General features: G+C 64.2%; 1 protein-coding gene. It reads left to right on the top strand.

The window, feature by feature from the left end; translation table 11 throughout:
* Window positions 1-405: MFS transporter (locus VSR68_RS42610; protein ID WP_342945390.1), on the top strand; the 405-nt coding region annotated here is incomplete at both ends.

The raw sequence follows: 405 nt of genomic DNA on the forward strand, positions 1-405 counted from the left end.
TGGCGCTGTCGTATCTGCCGAGCTATCTGTCGGCGACGCTGCATTTCAACGAATCGCACGGCCTGTTCCTCGTGCTGGCCGTGATGGTGCTGATGATGCCGATGACGCTCTACGCAGGCCACCTGTCCGACCGGATCGGCCGCAAGCCGGTAATGCTGCTCGGCTGCGTGGGTCTCTTTCTGCTGTCGATTCCGGCGCTGCTGCTGATTCGAACGGGCGCGGTGCTGCCGGTGTTCGGCGGGCTGCTGATTCTCGGCGCGCTGCTGTCGACGTTCACAGGCGTGATGCCGTCGTCGCTGCCCGCGCTCTTTCCGACGAAGATCCGTTATGGCGCGCTTGCGATCGGCTTCAATGTGTCGGTGTCGCTGTTCGGCGGTACGACGCCGCTCGTTGCAGCGTGGCTCG

Origin of the sequence: Paraburkholderia phymatum, from assembly GCF_038900715.1 — a bacterium.
Taxonomy (GTDB): Bacteria; Pseudomonadota; Gammaproteobacteria; order Burkholderiales; family Burkholderiaceae; genus Paraburkholderia; species Paraburkholderia phymatum_A.